Origin of the sequence: Parachlamydia sp. AcF125, from assembly GCF_018342475.1 — a bacterium.
In the GTDB taxonomy this organism is placed as follows: domain Bacteria; phylum Chlamydiota; class Chlamydiia; order Chlamydiales; family Parachlamydiaceae; genus Parachlamydia.
Window position 1 is genome coordinate 615,903 of record NZ_JAEMUD010000001.1, and the last position, 17,086, is coordinate 632,988.

Below are 17,086 nucleotides of genomic sequence, written 5' to 3' on the forward strand. Positions count from 1 at the left end.
TTTATTTATAGGAGATAGTTTTCTTAAGCTTTGTTTTTATAAAATTAATTATAGCATTTTTTCTGTTTTTTCTAATTATAATTTTAAATTGTCTGTTTTTTAAACCTTTTTAAAAATATGTTTTTTACTTCCTAGGAAAAATAAGGCCTGTTAGGAAAAAGATTGCTGTGATAGGATGAGGCTAATTCAATAAGTGTGAAAATTCGCAAAATTTTATAGACGGAAAAATCAGATCATGTCGAGAGTTAAGAACTTGGGTAAGCTATTAGGTGCTGTTTTTTTGGTATGCATGGCTTTTTTACTCACGAGTTGTGAATCACGCAAAACAATTGTGAATGGCTTAGATGAAAAAGAAGCTAACGAAATTGTAGTGTTCCTTTCTAGCAAAGGGATAGATGCGATGAAGGTACAAAGCCAAGAAGGTGGCGGGGGGGGATCAAAAATTGTGCTGTGGGATATCAGTGTATCTGCAGATAAAGCCACCCAAGCCATGTCCATTCTCAATCAGAGCGGATTGCCGCGCCGAAAGCCGCAAAGCTTGTTAGGAATATTTTCAAACGTAGGACTTGTCCCCTCAGAATTGCAGGAAAGGATCCGCTATCAAGCTGGCCTTGCCGAGCAAATTGCGAGCACCATTCGTAAAATTGATGGGGTCTTAGACGCAGAAGTGCAAATTTCTTTTCCTGAGGAGGATCCCTTAAATCCTGGAGGAGAGAAAAAAGGTAAAATTGTGGCTTCTGTGTATGTCAAGCATTCGGGTGTATTAGACGATCCCAATTCCCACTTGGTGACTAAAATTAAACGCCTTGTGGCTGCCAGCGTCACGGGATTAGATTATGACAACGTGACGGTGATTGGGGATAGAGCGCGTTTTAGTGAGATGCCTATTGGGCTGAAGTCGGGTGGGGATGAAAAGCAATTTGTGAGTATTTGGTCGATCATTGTGGCAAAAGAGTCTGCTTTTCGGTTTCGGGTGATCTTTTTCTCCTTTAGCCTATTTCTCTTGCTTCTGTCTTTAGCGATGATTTGGGCAGGGTGGAAACTTTACCCCCTTTTAAGAGCACATGGTGGAATTAAGCAGCTTTTCCATTTGCAACCTATTACTGCTGAGCCTGTAAAACAGGAGGAAAAGGAGGTTGTGAAGGAAGAAACAAAAGTGGCCGAAGGTGAAGAAGAGCAGGATAAAGGGGTAACCTAAGAGCGTTTTTGGCAGGATTAAACCATGATGAACACAAAAAGTCTACTGATGCTCAAAGTTCTGTTGAATCGTTATCACGAGAAAAAAATAAAAGAACTTGTGGAGTATTTGCCTGCAGAATATGCCCAAGCTGTATTAAAAGTACAAACACAGGCTTCCACTCCCGAAGCGGTCTTGTGGAATTTTGAAAATAAAATCGGCCAAGTTCATTATTCATGGCTTGTCCCCATTTTTGAGAAAATCCCTCAAGAAGAAGCTGCCTGGATGGTAGAGGCCTTGCCAGCTGAGATGGCGACAAAGTTGAAAAAGGCGTGTCAGATCTCTCCTGTCGAAGCGAATTTGTCAGCCCCAGCTAAGGAATTTGCTTTGCATTACCTTTGGAAGCAAATTGAGCCACCAGAGGTTATGCCGTCTGAGTTTCTACCTTCTACGCCAGTGTCTTTTCTCTTGCAATTCTCGCGTGAAGAGCTATTAGAGATAATAGATCTCTTGAGTATTTATGATTTAGCAGACAAAATACGTCAAATTGTCGACAAAAATCAGCTAAAAAATATCTATGCTAGCCTAAAGCCCATTGAAATTCAGTTCTTGCGCTATTGTTTGAATAAGCAAGAAAAATTGGCTGCTTCTCCTTTAAACCTTGCAGATTGGGATGGAGGTAGCCAGCAGCTTCGACAAAAATTGCACAGAAGGGGGCTTAGCCGATTGGGGCATGCTTTAGCTGGCGAGCATTCTGATTTTAAGTGGCACTTCATCCGTAAACTAGATGTCCCCCGGGCGATTGTCTTGCAACATTGTTTCGCAAAAAAGGACGCTTCAAAAGTGACAGCTATCTTAATTCAACAGCTATTAGGTGTGGTGAATTTTAGAAATAAAAAGGGAAATCGTGAGCACTAAAAAATTTTTATCTTTAATTTACGGAAAAGACGCCATTCATTTAGCCCCAAACGCTAAAGTCATTCCTGCTGATGTATTTTCAAAGATCGTGGATGCCCAAGAAATGCTGGCTAGGGTGAAGGAAGATGCTGAACGTTACCGCAAAGAAGTGATTACAGAATGTGAGAAATTGAAAGAGATTGCTCAAAAAGAAGGCTTTGAAGCAGGCTTTAAGCATTGGGCTGAACACATTGCAGATTTAGAAAAAGAGATTAAGGAAGTGCGGGCAGAATTTGAAAAAATTGTTCTCCCAGTTGCTTTAAAGGCTGCTAAAAAAATTGTGGGCAAAGAATTAGAAGTGTCAAAATCCGCCATTTTGGATATTGTGACTTCCACTTTGAAAGCCGTAGCACAGCATAAAAAGATTGCGATCTTTGTCAATAAAGAGGAGCTGGAGGTCTTAAATGAAAATAGACAGAAAATTAAAGAGGTCTTCGAGAATCTAGAAACTCTCTCTTTAGGAGCTCGCGAGGATATTGCTCCGGGCGGATGTATCATTGAGACTGAAAGAGGAATCATTAATGCTCAGATTGAAAACCGATGGAAGTTGCTGGAAGGGGTTTTTGAATCGATAGCCAAGCCTTTGGTGAAGAAAGAAGTAGATGAAGAACCGGCAAAAAATCCTTAGGAAGTTGTACAAGATAAAAAAGGCAAATCGATGACATTTATAAAATGTTCTTTTTATAAGCTCTTTATCCCATTTTTTGCTCTCCTGCTGATGATAGGAGGGGTAGCCGGTGCCTTTCAAGATGTTGTATTGGCACAAGCAGGTTCAACTGCTCCTTCTATAGGGGTGACAAGCCGCCCTACTGCCACTTCATCCTCTTCTTCCATGCGCGCTCCCAAAAAGCAAAGTGCAGCAGAACAGATCTTAAATCAAGGGGGGCTTGAGGATATCAAACATCCTTCCCTGATTACACAGGCAGCTGTTTTGGCAATTCTGTCTCTATTGCCTTTCATTATTATGATTTTGACTTCTTTCCTCAAAATCGTGATTGTTCTTTCCCTTTTGCGCAGCGCTTTAGGCGTGCAACAAGCTCCTCCGAACCAGATTATCAACGGCGTAGCTTTTATGTTGAGCTTGTTTATTATGTATCCAACAGGATTAAAAATGTACGATGCTGCCCACGATGTGATCCAGTCGGCTCGAGCGCCTGATTCATTAGTCTCCGTAGAATCTTCCAAGTATATTGTAGATGTCGCGAACGCTTCTAAAGAGCCGTTAAGGTTATTTTTAAAGAGAAATTCGAGCGTCAAGCACCAGGCTTTATTCTTTCGTATGGCCTATCGGGTTTTACCTGAAGATTACCGGGCAACATTGAAGCCAGATGATTTTATGATTGTGATGCCTGCCTATATTACCAGCCAGCTTAAAGATGCCTTTGAGATAGGAGTATTAATTTATATTCCTTTCTTTGTAATAGATCTTGTGACATCTAACATCTTGCTCGCAATGGGGATGATGATGCTATCTCCCGTGACAATTTCAATGCCTTTAAAGCTTTTTCTCCTCGTCATGTTAGATGGTTGGACTTTACTCATTGATGGTTTGGTTAATACGTTCCGTTAAAAATCCAGGAGATTTCAAAATGCATGCAACGCAGGTCGTTCAATTAGCTTACCAAGGCTTGTTGCTGATTTTAATTTTATCAGCTCCTCCTATCTTGGTTAGTATGTTTTTTGGAATTTTAGTGGCTATTTTCCAAGCTGCTACCCAAATTCAGGAACAAACGCTTTCATTTACCATTAAGCTATGCGCTGTTACGTTGACGCTTATGTTCTTGGGAGGATGGCTAGGGGCTCAAATCATGACCTTTGCTTCCAATATTTTTCAGCATTTCCCTGAATGGAGCGTAGCCACCCAATAATGCGCAAAATACAAGTCATGCCACATGCCTGAATTACAACAAGAAGCTTATATCTCTGTTTTTTTGAATAGCGCATTCGCTTCGGGAGAAGTAGAGGGCGTGTTGACGATTTTTTTGTTATTTTTAGCGAGAATGTTTCCAATCATTGCGCAATCTCCCTTTTTCGGGGCAAGAGTTTTGCCCCACCCCGTAAAGGTGGCGCTAGCGATTTGCTGGTTTGTGATTTTTTTTCCAAAAATGCTTTTACTGACGACTACTCCTATAGGATTCAACTTAAATGCTCTCCTTCTACTCTTTAAGGAAATATTAATTGGTTTTATTTTAGGCTTTATCATGGGCATTCCTTTTAGCATTGTCCAAAATGCGGGAATGATTGTGGACCATCAGAGAGGAGGGGCTAGCTTAATGGTGAACGACCCTACCATCCAAAACCAGTCTTCGCCAGTGGGAACCTTGTTAAATATGGTTCTCATTTTCTTATTTTGGGTCATGGATATTCCTTTTTTATTTCTCGATGCGATTTTTACCTCGTATGAAATTGTTCCTCCTGACCAATTTATCAATCCAAATTTTTTTGATCCCTCCTCTCCCTTTAGGAAAATCCAGATTGAATTAATAAATAAAGTGATGGTGCTCTCCATACAATTAGCTGCGCCAGCTTTATTAGCCATTTTAATGACAGACGTGTTTCTGGGAATTATAAATCGGCTAGCTCCTCAGGTGCAGATTACATTTCTCGGAATGCCTTTGAAATCTCTTTTGGGACTTGCGGTCATTTGTTTTGGATGGAATCTTTTAACCACGCAAATGATTAAGGATTCCTACCTCTGGTTAAACTCCCTTAATGATCTCTTTAAGCTACTTAAAGCTCCCCTGCCATAACGTCCTATTAAAAATTGTAGTCAGGGATCAGGTATTTAACTCTTTTCTTTTCAAATTGTTCTCTTTCTTTTTGATGCAAACTTAACAATTTCCAAGTGGCATATTGTTCCTGATGTAAAATCTTAAGCACTTCCTCTGTGCCATTGACTTTATTGAAAATCTCTTGCTGCTTCTGAGCCTTAGAAAGGGCCTGTTGAAAATGGGTTTTATAGAGAGTTTTCAAAATTCCCAAGATTAAATATTGGGTAGATACGGGCTTAAATTTAGCCATGTCGGTGATAAGAATCAGAACTCCTTGACAGTCTTGTTTGGCGAATTTTCCATAGTAAGGGCGGTATTTAAAAGGCTCAAAGTGAACGCCGGGAAATTCTTGCTCATTGAGTTTTTGGGCTAAAGTGGTTCCATTAATCCAAGGAGCGCCGATTAATTTAAAAGGCAAGGTATAGCCAATGCCGATGCTGACCAATTGCAGCTCTCCGATAATGCCTGTTGTAGGATAGTAAAAAGTGGTGCTTGCTTCTGGTATGCATGGACTAGTAGGGATCCAGGGTAAACCGGTGTCTTGAAAGGTCATCTCCCTTCTCCAGCCTTGCATGGGGATGACAGTAAGTTGACAGCCGACCTTGTACTCTTCATTGAAAAATTGGGCAAGCTCTCCAATGGTCATGCCATGGCAATAAGGGACGTTAATATAGCCGACAAAAGAGCGCCACTTTTCTTCAAGCATAGGGCCATCCATAATCAGCCCTCCTAAGGGATTTGGGCGATCGAGTACCCACACAGGGATCTTTTTTTTAGCGGCTTCTTCCATAGCATAGAAAAGTGTCGTACTATAGGTATAAGACCGTGACCCTATATCTTGAATGTCATAAACCAGCAGATCGATCCCTTTAAGCATTTCATCCGTTGGTTTGCGCGTTTTTCCATATAGGCTATAAATGGGAATCCCCTCAGAGTCTAATTTAGTTTGGCATTCCTGGTCGGCATAAATGTTCCCATCTAGACCATGCTCAGGCCCAAATAAGGCGACCAACTGAAAACCTTTAGATTTAGCATGTGTTTTGAACAGCTGTATGGTGGAATGTTTTTTGGCAGTAAAAGCCGTATGGTTTGTAATCAAGCCAATTTTTTTACCTTTTAAAAGAGGCGCATACGGGGTCTCCATCACTCTATCGGCGCCAACCAGGACCTGAGATTCGGCACTTTGGAGCCCTGTATAAACACATAGCAAAATCCATAAAAAACACATTCGATGCATAAAACCTCAAACTAAATACACCCACCATTTATTCACGAGCTGATCGGGATCATAAGCTTCTTTGGCTTGCCTTAAGTTTGGAAGGCCCAAATCCTGTTCTAAATTAACCCAAAGGGTATCTTCTGAAAGATGAGCGGCAAAGTCTTCATACAAAAAGGGAGTTAAACCTTTAATAGTATGCAAAGCCTTACAAAAACGAAAGATAGCCGTTGAAGGAGTTAGCTGTTCCCCAATCGTAAAAGCTGAGGGAGTTCCATCCACATAACATAGACGTCCCATAAGTTGAAAAGGTTTTAAATGTTTTAAAGCTTCTTGGCAAGGATAAAAATCGGTTTTATCTGACGGAAAAGAAGATTGGTGCTGCCATTTTTCCAAAATTTGCAAAGCCTGGGAGCGATCAAATTCGGAAAAAGATTCCGTATACACTTCATGTTCTTGGGTTAGTTGGTGTAAAAGATTGCGCCTACTACTTAGCTTGCGACCTGGTAAGTTTTTTAATTTATTCACGGAAAAAAGATAATCTGATTGATCGCGATTATAATATGCTTGAATGGGAAGCTCTTTAAAGCAATCTAGCCATTGCTCGGGGATAGGAAATAAAGGGGATAGCTTTAAAAGTTCAAGAAGCTTTTCCTTAGAAAGCGTATTCGGATGAAAAGTCGGGACGATAAACTTTTCTCCCCTGCGCGAAACGCCTCTTACTAAAATAAGGTCTCCATCCAGCATCACTTCATAGCGATGGTGGTTTCGAAATAGAAAATGATTAGGAAAGCTGTATTCCGAAATAAGCAGTCCATTTTGTTGACAGAGGGTTTTCCACTGGGCATCGAGCAGAGAGTGATGTTCTAGAGTAAGGGGGGACCATAGCATAAAAACTCCGCGATTAAGTTTCAAAGTCGGGATTCTAATTTTTTTTCGGAAGCATGGCAAAAGTTCCATTTCTTCCTGTTATACCATCGCGGCGGTAAGAAAAGAAATCTAAAGAAAGGGAATAGGTATCCATTTTTGCAATTTGAATGTGATGGGGTAAAATGCCACAGGTTTCCAATTGCATTTGGCTGATAGCCCACAAATCGAAATAAAAGGGGCGTATTTGAAAATCCCAAAAAGAAGGAGGGAACTCAGCGGAAAAATGCTTAAATTCAGCGTTCGAAGGGCCTAGACTGGGAGAAATGGCAACGAGGATATTTTCGGGTTGCGCTCCAAAAGCAGAATATAAATAGTGAATGGTTTTTTGAAAGATATTTTGCACATTGCCTCGCCAACCCGCGTGCACATTTGCAAGAGCTTGAGTGATAGGATCATACATGATGGCAGCTTGGCAATCCGCATGCATGACAAATAAAGCTCGCTCCGACTCGTTAGTTACGAGTGCGTCAGCTTTCTGGGGGTAGGTATCCAAATTTTTAATGTGCCAGATATGGGTTCCATGAGATTGCTTAGCAATATAAGGAGAAGGAAGTTGAAATGTATGCTTAACTTTCTCAAAGTTTTGCCTAACCGTTGAGCGTTCATCTGGCGTGCTAAAAAGACCTAGATTCAAACTAGTAAAAGGTGCGTTGCTAAAACCTCCTGCGCGCAAAAGAACCCCATGCCGGAGGTTTTTACAGTCAGCCAGTAATTCAAATTCGAGCCATTCGATCCCATCTTTTTGATGACGCAACATTCACTAGGCTCTTTAAGCTTATTTTTTAGTTTTTTGCTTAACCCCAGGCGTCGTGCGGCGCAGCAAAGCTTTCTTAGGTTTTGCTGGAGTTTTTTCAACAGCTTTTTTAGGCTTGGCAGTGGCTTTAGCTTTTACAGCAGATGCTTTGTTTTTTGCTAGCCGTTTCACTTTCGGTTCTTTGGCAGTTTTCGCTGCAGGTTCTTTTTTCTTGTTTTTAGGGGTTTTCGGAGACTCATCTAGATCCCAATCGTCTTCTTCATCCTCATCGTCATCCCAATTCTCTTGAATAGCTGTCTTATTTTTTACTTCTTCAGCTTCAACCCAGCGATTGGAAAGATGCCGGAGTGTTTCCAGCTTGCTGGATAAATCGGTGACATTCAGATCTAAATCATTCATCAAGTGGGAGCGGCGATGGGCCATTAATTCTTCTCCGCTTTCAAACTTAGAAGAAAAAGTCACATCAAATGCGCTTGAAATATCCGGTGTGAAGAGCAGGGGAAGAATGGAAGGAGGCACTGTGATATAGATATCTGTGGTCATTTGCGGTTCAATTTCTTGTTTAACAGCTTGCTTAGGAGGGCGGCCTCTTTTGGGACGAGGGTTAAGAGCTTCGCTCGAATAATAGGTTTTAGCTTTAGCTGTTAGGACTTTACGTGCCGACGCGATATCATTGCTGACTTTGGGTTGGAAAAGATTGCGCTTGAGTTTTTCGATCATATTTTTAGCTAAATCGAGATCTTCTTCAAAAACGAAGTGGAAATTATGACTTCGCAACCATTCAATAATTCGAATGCGAGAACGTTCTTGGTAATATTGTTGCCATTTCTCTAACTCAGAATGATGGTCGTAAATAAACTCGAGAAAATGTTCGCGCGCTTCTTTAGATTGAATGATATCTAAAAGTTTTTCCTTGGTGTCAATATCATATACTTTTTCATTGACGAAACCTTCCATGATTTTTTTTGTTTCATAGAAAGTGAGCTTGGGAATGAGACAAAACCGCTCAGGAGTATTTTTAAGCATTCCTTCAAATGCATCCAAGTCTTCTTGAGGCTTATCAAGGTCTACATAAATAATAAAGCCTTCCTGCCTATCCAGATAAAAATCCCTTTCATCATCCGATTTTGCAAAGGCTTCCATCAGCCGATGGCTGCGTAAGATTAAAGGATTTTGTGCTTGAAGCTTAACTTTCGTATTACTCATGGACTCTCCCTAAAGAAAACGTGAGATCTTAAATTTTTGAATTTGATTCGATTGTACTGAAAATAAAGAGTTCCATTCAACCGAAAAGGGGGATTTAAGGCGAAATGATGATTTCTACAAATGAAAAGTTTGCTATTGTGGGATTAAAACAGATATCAGATAGCTTGATCCACCTAGGAGGCTTTGCCATGAATCCCGTCGATTCCTTTATCGATTACGCGGCTCAATTTCAGTTTTCTGCAAAAAAGATGGGTAAGATAAAGTACCAAATTGCCACTCTTCCTCCTGAAAATTTAACGTTGCGCCAGCAAACTCAGGTTTATAGGGCGTTAGAGTTGATAGAATCCCACCTGCAAAGAAAGATAGGGCGCTTGCTTGTATTTTTCATGGCAAAATCGAGAAAAGAAAAGATACGCCAGACCATTCAGGAGATTGAAAGAGCTAAAGGAAAATTTTACCATGATACTCAGGTGATATGCGAAGAGGAGGCTCGGTTGAAATTTTACCAAGAGTCAGCCCGTCGCTTAGGAATTAAAAAAGCTTGGGCTCACGATGCCCAGACGATTAAAATTGTGAGCAAGAGATTTTGGGAGAGCTTAAAAAACGAGCCGCAAGAGAAGTACCCAAAGTATGAAAAATACATGTGTTTGTTTTTTCAAGGAGAACATATTTTAGTAGAAGAAGATAAAACTTACACGCTATATGATCGTTTGCGAGCCCCTCAAACAGGAGCCTATTTAAGGGGGTCTCGTTGTTATGATCATGGGACTTTGAATGGAAAAACGGGAGGGCGGCCCCCTTCACCCGTAACGCCGATAGGACGCGTGGCAAATCCCCAATACGGGATTGCTGGGCCCCAAATTAAATCGTTCCTTTTTGGAAGAGTCGATTTGGCCTTAGATGAAAATCAGCACCCGATTTTTGGGCAAACCTTCGAAAAAATCTGTCAACAAGCTGCGTTAAAAGGGAAGAGGAGACCGGAAAAGTTCAAAAGATATACCTTTATACAAACGGAGCGGGCACCTTATAGCTTGAGAGTCTTTTCAAAAGATTTTTGGAAATACCGCGTTTTTTCTTTTTGCGTTTACCAATTTCGGAAACTGTTTCATTTTGAAAAGCCAAACGTGGGGGCTTATGGCTATGGACATGCTGACAAAGGATTTAATGAGAAATCAAATCCCACGCTGATTAAGTTAGGACCCCCTTGAAGGTGCAAATAGCAGAGCCTGTCAGGTGCACATTGTGAAATTTAGATGTTTTTTCAAATCGAACCTCCAAGTTATCTCCAGAACGTGTTTTAATAGAAACAGGCGAGGGAATATTCATCGTTTTGGCTGCGGCTAAAGCCGCTGCTGTGGCGCCCGTTCCACAAGCCAAGGTTTCTTGCTCGACCCCTCGTTCATAAGTGCGTAGGGAAATTTGATGCTTTTGAATTTGAGCAAAATTGACATTGACCCCTTTGGGAGAAAAGTGGGGATGAGAGCGAATTTTAGGCGCAAGAGCCATCCAATCGGCCTTCTCCACTTCATCCACAAATATCACCGCATGGGGAACGCCGGTATCAATCCAATGGACCGTGAGAAGCGTTTGGTCGACTTCGATTTGAGTGGCCCATTCAATCTCAGCCGGTTCTCCCATGGAGATTGTAATAGAATCTTCTGAAGAAAAGGCTTCTAAGATAGAATGCATCGTTTGAATGGTATAATGCTTTTTTGTGATGCCGAGATCTTGGGCAAATTTAACTAAACAGCGGATGCCGTTTCCACACATTTCTGTTTCGCATCCATCGGCGTTGAAAATGCGCATCCGAAAATCCGCGATTTGGGAAAGCTCTAAGAGAATTAAACCATCCGCTCCAATTCCATACTGCCGTTGGCAGAGTCGTCGGATGAAAGAAGCATCGCGATCGGGAAAGCGACGATCGCGATTATCAATTAAAATAAAGTCATTGCCGCAGCCATTATATTTAGAAAATGCAAGATTCATTTAATTAAATTAAGTCTTTGTAAGTTTCGACTACTCCGCTGAGAAGGCCAAACTCGTAAGCTTCTTGAGCAGTCATCCAGGTATCCCTATCAATAGCTTTTTCAATGGTTGCGAAATCTTTCCCCGTCTCACGCATATATAGATGAATAAGGGCATTACGTGTTTTTAGCATTTCTTTAGCTTGAATTTCTAAGTCGGTTGCTTGCCCTTTAATCACCCCGCCAATTAAAGGTTGGTGAATCATAAAACGAGCGTTGGGAGTCGCAAACCTTCTTTTATGAGATCCAGCTAAGCTTAACACAGAACCCATAGAAGCAGCCAGGCCTGTGACTAAAGTTGTCACTGGCGAAGAAATCATTTTAACCTGATCCCAAATCGCAAAACCTGAATCTACCGATCCACCAGGACTGTTGATTACAAAAAGAATGGGTTTTCCGGGATCTGTCAATTCGAGATACCACAATTTTCTAATGATATCTGCTGCTGTATCATTGTCAACGGCATCGCTTAGAAAAATGCGCCTAGCTTCGAGAAGCGCGCGGTCGATTTTTTCTTCCATTTTAGGGGGCGGAATGGAATTTGGGTCTTTATCGTTTTTTGGCATTGTGATCTCCGATTTAAAATTCAAAAGAGAGGCTCTAAGGAATAAGTCTCTTTTAAGGCTTATTATCCTGTTTCATTCCCCTTTTTTCAAGCAGATTTCGCTAAAGCAGCCCCACCCAATTTAAAAGAAAAGGAAAGCATGGGTTTAAGCAAGCTGTACTTGCGCGGCAAGCGAAATATTGGTTGCTTGAATGTCTCCAAATGAAGGGCTAGTATTTTTTTCTAGCTTGATTCTAGAAGCTTCAGCCCCTAAACTTTGCAATTTACTTGTAAGATTTTCATATCCACGGTCTAAAAAATGTAATCCAGAAATTGTACTTTCGCCCGATCCGAGCAAAGCAGCCATGACGTAAGCGAAGCCAGCCCGCAAGTCAGGGATCTTAATGTCTTTGCCGACTAGAGGAGTTGGTCCTTTTACGATAATACTATGACAGAAACTTTGAGAATCAAAACGACACTGTTTCCCCCCTAAGCACTGCCTAAATAGAGTAATATCGGCCCCCATACTTCCTAAAATATCTGTGTAGCCAAAACGGTTTTCATAAACAGTCTCATGAATAACAGAAGAACCTGATGCTTGAGTCAAAAGCACTACAAAAGGTTGCTGCCAATCTGTCATAAAGCCTGGATGGACATCCGTTTCAAGGTGAAGCCCCCCTTGAAGAGGACCGTCGTAAAAAAATTCGATCCCATTGCTTTTAATGTCGAAACCTCCCCCCACTTCCCTAATTTTATTGAGAAAAGTAATCATGTTATGATGTTGAGCCCCTTCCACAAAGACTCTACCTTTGGAGGCTATGGCAGCCATGCCCCAAGAGGCTGCTTCGATGCGATCAGGAATAACTGTATGTTCCACTTCATAAAAGCGGCGCGTGCCTTGGATACAAATGGTGCGGTCAACATCATAAAAAATGTTAGCTCCTAGTTTTTGTAGGAAAAGAATCAGCTCGATAATCTCTGGCTCGGTCGCAGCATTTTTGATGACTGTCATTCCACGGGCGGTAACAGAGGCTAGAATGGTGTTTTCCGTTGCTCCAATAGAAGGATAGGGAAGATAGATAATTGTCCCTTTAAGGCCATTATGGGCATGCGCAAAATAGGCGCCTTCTCTTTTCATTTCCCGATACTCAATGGAGGCCCCTAATTTTCGTAGGGCGTCAATATGGAAGTCGACCGAGCGGCTCCCGATTGCACAACCGCCCACGGTAGGAACGATAATATCTTGATCGGTACGCCCCAAGAGTGCTCCGATCATCAAAATCGGAATACGGTTAGACCCAGAAAAGCGTTGGGGGACATAAGCTGTTTTAAGTTCGGGCGTGATCACTTCCATGTAACCCGCTTCTTTATCCCAATTGACTTTCATGCCAATCTCTTGGCAAAGAGAAACGGTTACTTCTACATCCCCAATATTGGGAACATTGTAAAATGTACACTTTTTATCGGAGAGGAGGGAAGCAACTAGAAGTTTAGTCATTGCATTTTTTGCACCAGCAGCTTTAACAGTTCCGTTTAAACGTGTGCCACCTTTAATTCTGAGTATTTCCATAAGGCTCGAGAGTCGCTTTTAGTGGGGTAAGGGTCGTTCTATTTAGTAGATAAAGACAACCCCCTTATTACCAGTCTTTGTATTTAAATTCAATATAAAACCTACTCTAACGCATAATAATGCTATTTATAGGGAAGTAATTAACCGTCTTGCTTCTCCTAACCCTTCCTCTTTTGAGAGCAATTTTTTCTTTATTTATAAAAGGGTTTTTCTGCAATATGGCGGCTGATTTATGGATTACTACCGGGAGACCTTACATATGTCTAAAAAAACGAGAACAGGACTTGGTCAAGACAGCCATCGCTTTTTGCAACCCGATTCGTCTAAGCCCTGTATTATTGCGGGGATAATTTTTGAAGACGTTCCGGGATTTAATGCCAATTCTGATGGAGACGTGGTGTATCATGCGATTTGCAATGCGATCACGTCATTGACCGGAGTGTTCATTCTAGGGGGAATTGCGGACGACTTATGCCTAAATGACGGGATTACAGATAGCGAAGTGTATTTAAAAGAAGCCATAAAGACTTTAGGAAAACAAAAAGTCTCGCATGTTTCTGTGGCATTAGAGGGGAAAAAACCTAAATTTAAGGAAAAAATTCTTTTAATGCGGGAAAAAATCGCTCAAATTATGGGATTGAGCCTTGCAGAAGTTGGAATTACCGCCACCTCTGGAGAAGGGTTAACAGATTTTGGTTGTGGAGATGGGGTACAGTGCTTTGCGATTGTAACCACCGAGGAAGAAGTTTAGCTAGAGAGCGCATTTGAGCTAAATGGGTGAAAACTTAGGATGTTGGAAGGCTTTTTACCCATTCTCTACTCTGGCGTAGGAGGAAAAAAGCTTTAAATAAGCCTAGGGAAAAAGCGCTTGTACTCTCCTCTGCAGTTTATTTAAAATAAGCTATGGCTTTCGAATAGGCTGGCTGCCATTCCTAGCAGCCTGGCTTTTTTTAATTTACCAAAAGCCTTTCTTGCAAGCTTGCCTATAATGTCTAGCATGCAGTTTCGAGTAGCTTTGAATGATTTCCCTTGAGATCTTTTGCTAATAATATCTCTTGATTAGGGGCTTGAGTATGCCTTTTACCTTGCAGCTTAGGGCAATTAATAATAATCGTCTCCTCGTTTGCTAAGGCTTTCACTGTAGAGATAAATTTTTCTTGGTCGGTTTCATCTTGCATGTAATGGCAAATATTACTTAAATAGAGAGTGTCAATTTTAAAATCACCCTTGGCAACTAAGTTGGCAATTTTTTTAAACGTTTTGGTGTTTCTAATATCTTCAGTAATTAACGCGATTTTACCTTCATCAGCTAGGTTTTTAACATACTGGAATTGTGCATCTGAGGAAAGCCAACTTCCTTCTCTAGCCAACTCCCTTCGTATTTCTTCTCCAGGGGAATAACCTTTTTTATATTCGCGGAATTCATCACTTACATTCGGTGAAAAAGTTATAGCACTTTCTTTTACATATTTTCGCATGCTTTTGACAAATTCTTCCCTTGACTCAGAGCGGAGGAGACATTCTAAAGTTTGCTCTAAAAAAATTTTATTTTGGGGATTAAAGTCACAGATAACTCCCATATCTGACCGCCTGATAGCGATGATATCCAGATTATGCCATCCTGAGAATCCTACATGGCATCTTGTGAGAGTAGAGGGATATGTCGATAAAAATTCGCTACTTTTCTTCGTGTTTGATTCATTGGTAGAGATATAGACGCCCCCAATCCTTCCTTTAAGGTTAAAATTGTTTAATAAAGTGATTTTTTCGACAATTACGTTGACATGAGAAGGATGGTTTGCTCTGATTTTTTTATTAACTTTTCCCAGAAGAAGGATAGCTTTAATGCTAAAGTTCAAGCCTGGGATTCTTTCTGACTGTTCTAGCAACGTTAATCTTGCTGCTTGAAAAGGAAAAAAATCTGCTAGGGAGTGCTTAGTATCTTTGTTGCCATATAAAGGAGACATATACACCTCCAAAATTAAAAAGAACAAAGTTTGTATTAATATTTCACAGATAATTAGTTTGATTGTTTTTTTTGGGGTCTTGTTGGCTATTTATTATATCAAACTTTTTGTTTATAAACAAATTATTTTAAAGTTAAGCCGTATTTATTCATTCAATATAAAAAGAAAAAGTTATTAAGTATTAGCTGGAGGAGTTTTTTGCTTTTAATGGGTTGCAGATTACTTTTCTATGAAGATTGATTGTGTTTTTATTAAATTTGGAAAGGAGAGAGAGAATTGAAAGGGGAAGATTATCTTAGCTTTGCTTAAGAATTAGATTGAGTTTTTAAAAATTGCCGAAAAAATGGATCTCTTGCGAATCTCTTTTCTTCTAAGTTTTTGAGAAGGGGCTAAGATTTTTTAGCTTGCTTTGACGCAACCGCCCAAAGAAGACAAAAAGCAAGGTAAAAAAGTGAGGGTAAAAACAAGCAAGGTCCGTCCAAGAGTTTTTTAAAGAACCTAATGGGCAGCGTTAGCATTAGGCCTTCCAAGAGAATTAGCTTGGGCTTAGAGATAAACAGGAGGGGGATAAAAGGGAAAAAGGAATTTATTTTTTTGAACCTCAAGGCTTGAAACTCGTTTTTAGCAGAAACTGTGCTGAGAAATAAAATCCTCGGTAGATTGTGTTTTTTCTGCTCTAATAAACATCTCGCAGATATCTTTTTTCGCTTTTAAGCGTTTTGAAGTATTTTTCTGTCTCTGGCTCATCGAGGTTTCCATGGGTGCTTACAATGTGCTTAAGCGTTTTTTCCACATCTTTCGCCATTCGATGAGCATCCCCACAGACAAAAAGAGAGGCGCCATTTTGCAACCATTCAAAAACTTCCTCCCCTTTCTCGTGAAGAAGATGTTGAACATAAATTTTTTGTTCTTGGTCGCGAGAAAAAGCTGCATCAAGGCGTAAATGACCTTGGGCTTCTAACTCTTTCCAATACCCTTCATAAAAGAAGTTATGCGCTCTATGCCATTCACCAAAGAAAAGCCAGTTTTTCCCGGGAGCTTTTAGCGCTGTCCTCTCCTGCATAAAGGCTCGGAAAGGGGCAATTCCGGTTCCGGGCCCAATCATAATCATAGGGGCATGTATGTTTTCAGGAAGAGTAAATCCATGATGAGCTTGAATGTAAAGAGGAATGACAGGCTCATTTAAAGGGGCCAGATGGCATAAATAGTGAGTGCAAACCCCTCGCTTGACTTCTGTCTCTGCCAGAGCATGGGGCAAGGCAACCGTCAAATGCATCTCATTGCCAACTGCTTTCATAGAAGAGGCAATCGAATAAAAACGGGGAAGAAGGGGCATTAAGCTGTCACAAAGTTCTTGTAAATTCCATTTGACTTCAGAGTGTTCGGCTAAAAATTCCCACAGTCCATGTTTTTCTAGATAGGCTTTCAAAAGAGGTTGATTTTCACTTTGCAAAAGGTAGCTAAGCTGTGCTTTTTTATCAGCTTGTAATTGTCTGGCAGCGGTTTCTGTATACAATTTACGGCTTACCGTGGTAATAGCGACTTTGGTTGTGAGAAATGCATGGAGAGGTAGCGTTTCTTGGGAGCGTTTGTCAACGATGACTTCATTCCCTGAAGCATTCAAAATTTTCAAAGTTCGATCGACGAGCTCAGGATCATGCTGGGGGAAAATGGCCACGCTATCTCCCACGGCATAAGAAATTCCTGAGTCTTTTAGGTCTAAAACCAAATGATAAGTATTTTTTTTTGAGCCTGGATTACAAAGTGAATAGCGCTCTTTGATTGAGGCTAAAAAAGGGTTTTTTCGATCATAAATTTTGGACGGAGCGGACATATTATAAAAGGCCTAAATTAGATTATTAACCGCTTCTATTTTCTCTTAAAAAGTGTCTTTTGTCTATGAAAAAGTAAAAAGATTAAATTTTTTAAAACCAACTATCTACTATTTATTTAAATGGCAGTTTGACGCA

General features: G+C 40.6%; 17 protein-coding genes. 8 read left to right on the top strand and 9 right to left on the bottom strand.

Annotated features, from left to right (window positions below; genetic code table 11):
* Positions 1–235 precede the first annotated feature (235 nt).
* The 6 genes from sctJ to PARA125_RS02540 are packed head-to-tail and all read left to right on the top strand — an operon-like array spanning position 236 to position 4,884.
* A complete protein-coding gene (sctJ, locus tag PARA125_RS02515) occupies positions 236–1,198 on the top strand; it encodes a type III secretion system inner membrane ring lipoprotein SctJ (protein WP_213157140.1) in 963 nt (320 codons plus the stop codon).
* A gap of 24 nt (positions 1,199–1,222) precedes the next feature.
* Positions 1,223–2,095 (top strand): hypothetical protein, encoded by an 873-nt coding sequence (locus tag PARA125_RS02520; RefSeq protein ID WP_213157141.1) that lies wholly within the window; start codon positions 1,223–1,225, stop codon positions 2,093–2,095.
* Positions 2,085–2,762: an HrpE/YscL family type III secretion apparatus protein gene (locus tag PARA125_RS02525; protein WP_213157142.1), complete on the top strand. Its 678-nt coding sequence runs from the start codon at positions 2,085–2,087 to the stop codon at positions 2,760–2,762. The genes PARA125_RS02520 and PARA125_RS02525 overlap by 11 nt, the downstream gene beginning before the upstream one ends.
* Positions 2,763–2,792: 30 nt before the next feature.
* The gene (gene sctR / locus PARA125_RS02530; protein WP_283248318.1) at positions 2,793–3,704 is read left to right on the top strand and encodes a type III secretion system export apparatus subunit SctR; all 912 of its coding nucleotides are present in this window, start codon (positions 2,793–2,795) and stop codon (positions 3,702–3,704) included.
* A gap of 19 nt (positions 3,705–3,723) precedes the next feature.
* On the top strand, positions 3,724–4,002 hold the full coding sequence (gene sctS, locus PARA125_RS02535) for a type III secretion system export apparatus subunit SctS (RefSeq protein WP_213157143.1): 279 nt from the start codon (positions 3,724–3,726) through the stop codon (positions 4,000–4,002).
* 24 nt (positions 4,003–4,026) lie between these two features.
* On the top strand, positions 4,027–4,884 hold the full coding sequence (locus PARA125_RS02540; protein ID WP_213157144.1) for an EscT/YscT/HrcT family type III secretion system export apparatus protein: 858 nt from the start codon (positions 4,027–4,029) through the stop codon (positions 4,882–4,884).
* A gap of 7 nt (positions 4,885–4,891) precedes the next feature.
* Here PARA125_RS02540 and PARA125_RS02545 read toward each other — a convergent pair whose 3' ends face one another.
* From PARA125_RS02545 to PARA125_RS02560, 4 genes are read right to left on the bottom strand one after another with little or no spacing between them, the layout of a single operon-like run.
* Positions 4,892–6,142, bottom strand: a complete 1,251-nt coding sequence (locus PARA125_RS02545; protein WP_213157145.1) for an exo-beta-N-acetylmuramidase NamZ family protein — start codon at positions 6,140–6,142, stop codon at positions 4,892–4,894.
* 6 nt (positions 6,143–6,148) lie between these two features.
* Complete coding sequence (locus PARA125_RS02550; protein WP_213157146.1) at positions 6,149–7,012, bottom strand: DUF2156 domain-containing protein; 864 nt, start codon at positions 7,010–7,012, stop codon at positions 6,149–6,151.
* Positions 7,013–7,046: 34 nt separating this feature from the next.
* Complete coding sequence (gene pgeF / locus PARA125_RS02555; RefSeq protein WP_213157147.1) at positions 7,047–7,808, bottom strand: peptidoglycan editing factor PgeF; 762 nt, start codon at positions 7,806–7,808, stop codon at positions 7,047–7,049.
* Between the two features lie 18 nt (positions 7,809–7,826).
* Positions 7,827–9,011, bottom strand: a complete 1,185-nt coding sequence (locus tag PARA125_RS02560) for a UPF0158 family protein (protein WP_213157148.1) — start codon at positions 9,009–9,011, stop codon at positions 7,827–7,829.
* Positions 9,012–9,115: 104 nt separating this feature from the next.
* Between PARA125_RS02560 and PARA125_RS02565 the strand changes: the two genes are divergently transcribed.
* A complete protein-coding gene (locus PARA125_RS02565) occupies positions 9,116–10,219 on the top strand; it encodes a hypothetical protein (RefSeq protein WP_249274136.1) in 1,104 nt (367 codons plus the stop codon).
* On the opposite strand, the gene dapF is transcribed toward PARA125_RS02565, so the two are convergent.
* The 3 genes from dapF to murA all read right to left on the bottom strand — a co-directional run bounded on the left by dapF (position 10,200) and on the right by murA (position 13,149).
* Positions 10,200–10,997 carry a diaminopimelate epimerase gene (gene dapF, locus PARA125_RS02570; RefSeq protein ID WP_213157149.1) on the bottom strand — a complete coding sequence of 266 codons (798 nt, stop codon included), beginning with the start codon at positions 10,995–10,997 and terminating at the stop codon, positions 10,200–10,202. The genes PARA125_RS02565 and dapF overlap by 20 nt on opposite strands.
* A 4-nt stretch (positions 10,998–11,001) precedes the next feature.
* A complete protein-coding gene (locus PARA125_RS02575) occupies positions 11,002–11,601 on the bottom strand; it encodes an ATP-dependent Clp protease proteolytic subunit (RefSeq protein ID WP_213157150.1) in 600 nt (199 codons plus the stop codon).
* Positions 11,602–11,745: 144 nt separating this feature from the next.
* A complete protein-coding gene (gene murA, locus PARA125_RS02580) occupies positions 11,746–13,149 on the bottom strand; it encodes a UDP-N-acetylglucosamine 1-carboxyvinyltransferase (protein ID WP_213157151.1) in 1,404 nt (467 codons plus the stop codon).
* Between the two features lie 232 nt (positions 13,150–13,381).
* Here murA and ispF point away from each other — a divergent pair, with 232 nt between their 5' ends.
* Complete coding sequence (gene ispF, locus PARA125_RS02585) at positions 13,382–13,900, top strand: 2-C-methyl-D-erythritol 2,4-cyclodiphosphate synthase (protein ID WP_349305645.1); 519 nt, start codon at positions 13,382–13,384, stop codon at positions 13,898–13,900.
* Positions 13,901–14,141: 241 nt separating this feature from the next.
* Here ispF and PARA125_RS02590 read toward each other — a convergent pair whose 3' ends face one another.
* Positions 14,142–15,116: an LIC_10091 family protein gene (locus PARA125_RS02590; protein WP_213157153.1), complete on the bottom strand. Its 975-nt coding sequence runs from the start codon at positions 15,114–15,116 to the stop codon at positions 14,142–14,144.
* 676 nt (positions 15,117–15,792) lie between these two features.
* Positions 15,793–16,950, bottom strand: a complete 1,158-nt coding sequence (locus tag PARA125_RS02595; RefSeq protein ID WP_213157154.1) for a ferredoxin reductase domain-containing protein — start codon at positions 16,948–16,950, stop codon at positions 15,793–15,795.
* Positions 16,951–17,086: the final 136 nt, after the last annotated feature.

Coding starts and splice junctions, on each gene's coding strand:
- PARA125_RS02550 (WP_213157146.1), bottom strand. CDS start 7,012: ATGCTATGGTCCCCCCTTACTCTAGAACATCACTCTCTGCTCGATGCC.
- PARA125_RS02565 (WP_249274136.1), top strand. CDS start 9,116: ATGATGATTTCTACAAATGAAAAGTTTGCTATTGTGGGATTAAAACAG.
- PARA125_RS02560 (WP_213157148.1), bottom strand. CDS start 9,011: ATGAGTAATACGAAAGTTAAGCTTCAAGCACAAAATCCTTTAATCTTA.
- PARA125_RS02545 (WP_213157145.1), bottom strand. CDS start 6,142: ATGCATCGAATGTGTTTTTTATGGATTTTGCTATGTGTTTATACAGGG.
- murA (WP_213157151.1), bottom strand. CDS start 13,149: ATGGAAATACTCAGAATTAAAGGTGGCACACGTTTAAACGGAACTGTT.
- dapF (WP_213157149.1), bottom strand. CDS start 10,997: ATGAATCTTGCATTTTCTAAATATAATGGCTGCGGCAATGACTTTATT.
- PARA125_RS02575 (WP_213157150.1), bottom strand. CDS start 11,601: ATGCCAAAAAACGATAAAGACCCAAATTCCATTCCGCCCCCTAAAATG.
- sctJ (WP_213157140.1), top strand. CDS start 236: ATGTCGAGAGTTAAGAACTTGGGTAAGCTATTAGGTGCTGTTTTTTTG.
- PARA125_RS02590 (WP_213157153.1), bottom strand. CDS start 15,116: ATGTCTCCTTTATATGGCAACAAAGATACTAAGCACTCCCTAGCAGAT.
- sctS (WP_213157143.1), top strand. CDS start 3,724: ATGCATGCAACGCAGGTCGTTCAATTAGCTTACCAAGGCTTGTTGCTG.
- ispF (WP_349305645.1), top strand. CDS start 13,382: ATGGATTACTACCGGGAGACCTTACATATGTCTAAAAAAACGAGAACA.
- PARA125_RS02520 (WP_213157141.1), top strand. CDS start 1,223: ATGATGAACACAAAAAGTCTACTGATGCTCAAAGTTCTGTTGAATCGT.
- PARA125_RS02595 (WP_213157154.1), bottom strand. CDS start 16,950: ATGTCCGCTCCGTCCAAAATTTATGATCGAAAAAACCCTTTTTTAGCC.
- sctR (WP_283248318.1), top strand. CDS start 2,793: ATGACATTTATAAAATGTTCTTTTTATAAGCTCTTTATCCCATTTTTT.
- pgeF (WP_213157147.1), bottom strand. CDS start 7,808: ATGTTGCGTCATCAAAAAGATGGGATCGAATGGCTCGAATTTGAATTA.
- PARA125_RS02540 (WP_213157144.1), top strand. CDS start 4,027: ATGCCTGAATTACAACAAGAAGCTTATATCTCTGTTTTTTTGAATAGC.